This is a genomic window from Pseudoflavonifractor sp. An176 (assembly GCF_002160435.1).
Lineage (GTDB): Bacteria > Bacillota > Clostridia > Oscillospirales > Oscillospiraceae > Enterenecus > Enterenecus faecium.
The window spans coordinates 1-1925 of sequence record NZ_NFKO01000061.1; the positions used below are offsets into that span (position 1 = coordinate 1).

At 51.9% G+C, this 1925-nt stretch carries 1 protein-coding gene; it reads right to left on the reverse strand.

Going from position 1 to position 1925, the window contains the following annotated elements; translation table 11 throughout:
- Positions 1-77: 77 nt before the first annotated feature.
- On the reverse strand, positions 78-1475 hold the full coding sequence (ltrA, locus tag B5F12_RS11555; protein WP_087234533.1) for a group II intron reverse transcriptase/maturase: 1398 nt from the start codon (positions 1473-1475) through the stop codon (positions 78-80).
- Positions 1476-1925: the final 450 nt, after the last annotated feature.

The following is a 1925-nucleotide window of genomic DNA, read 5'->3' on the forward strand; positions in this document are numbered from 1 at the left end:
AATCGAGTAGGAGGCTACCCATTAGTTGAGTAGCCGTCCTCTCACACCACCGTGCATACCGTTCGGTACACGGCGGTTCAATCGCATAAGTGCTGTTTACGAATTTGCTCGTACTGCGCCGGAAAGTCGTAATACCCGGCCAGTGCGAGCTTTTCGTTTGTAATGGAGCGGCTGAGAACTGCGCTTCCAGCTACTCTCCAGTAGCCCAGGCGAGTATTCCCCCATTGGTAGGCCTGCCACGCTGGGATGCCCAGTTTCTTTAGGTTCTGCACCCTGGTTTTCGGATTCTTCCACTGTTTCCAGATGTACATGCGGATTCTGCGTCGTAGCCATTCGTTCCAACGTTGAAGGATGCGCTTCATATCAGCAATATAAAAGTACCCAATCCATCCTCGAATGAACTCCTTCACCTTCTCCATGACCATGCGCACATTTCTGCCTTGGCTTCTGCTGGTCAATTCTCTTAGCTTCTGTTTTGCTTTCTGTAGGGAATTCCTATGAACTCGGATATATACGCCTCGTCCACTCTTCCCCAGACAGCAGCCCAAGAACTTAAAGTTCCGGTTGGAATACAGACTTACTGCCTTGCTCTTTTGCAGATTCATGGTCAGTTTCAGCTTTCCTTCCAAGAACTTTCGGCAGGATTCCAGCATATGTTCCGCTGCTCGTTTGCTTTTGGTCACCACCACAATGTCATCCGCATAGCGAACCACCTTTACGCCTCTTCTGACCATTTCCTGGTCAAACTCATTCAGGTAGACGTTTGCCAGCAGCGGAGACAGGGGACCTCCCTGTGGAGAGCCTTCCCTCGTTCTGGTTGTAACACCATTCTCCATGACCCCGGCTTTCAGGTACTTCTTAATCAGCCCCGTTACCCGTTTGTCGTGGATTTGTTTCCGCAGTAGTTCCATCAGCAATTCGTGGTTCAGCGTGTCGAAATACTTGGACAAGTCCACTTCTACGGCATAGGTGTAGCCTTGCTCTGCGTATTTCTTTACTTGGCGCACAGCCTGCTGTCCGCTTCTTCTCGGGCGGTAGCCATAGCTTGCGTCCAAAAACAGCGGTTCATAGATTGGCTGTAGCTGTTGGGCAATGGCTTGCTGGATGATTCGGTCTACCACCGTTGGGATACCCAGCTTGCGCACACCTCCATCTGGTTTGGGGATTTCCTTTCGCCGCACCGGGGATGGGGCGTATTTCCCCTCCTGGATGCTTTGAAGCAATTCCGCTCTGTGTTCCTGCAACCACGGCAAGGCCTGCTCTACGGTCATCCCGTCGATGCCAGGTGCTCCGTGATTGCGCTTGACCTGCTTGTAGGCTCTGTTCAGGTTGTTTCTGTCCAGAATCCGCTCCAGCAGGTTCTCTGCACCGTCTCTTTCTTTCCCTTCCCCAGGGCTGGCACTCGGCACTTTTGCATACTCTTCACGTTCCACGCTATCCCTCTGCACGAAGCCCTTTCGGTATTTTGCTGTCATGGCACCAGTCCTCCTTCCGGTCTTTACTCAAGACTTACGATTGTTCGGCCCTTCCCGTTTTTTTTCCGGTACTATGGCCTCTGCTGACTTCTTACGGCAAGCTTTACTCCGCAGGTTCGGATTTTTTTTTCCCCTACTTCTGCGTCCGTAAGACCTCCCCGGGTAAGAGCAATAACCTTCCTCCCATATATCTGCCGCATTTACAATGCAAAGTTCGGGCAGTATTGGACTTTGTCTTGTATGGCAGACTCGTCCGCTTTGCATTGCCTCATATGCGATTTCTGTTCGTCAGACCGGGAGTTTGCCCGTGTCGGCACTTCGCAGCCTCCACATCCAGCTTCCTTCAGATTCCACCTCACGATGGACACCCTTGCCTTCGGCTAACAGTTCCTACTGCCAAGTCTGTAGTGGACTTTCACCACCAAGTTATTGCCCATGCCGGGCGCACCA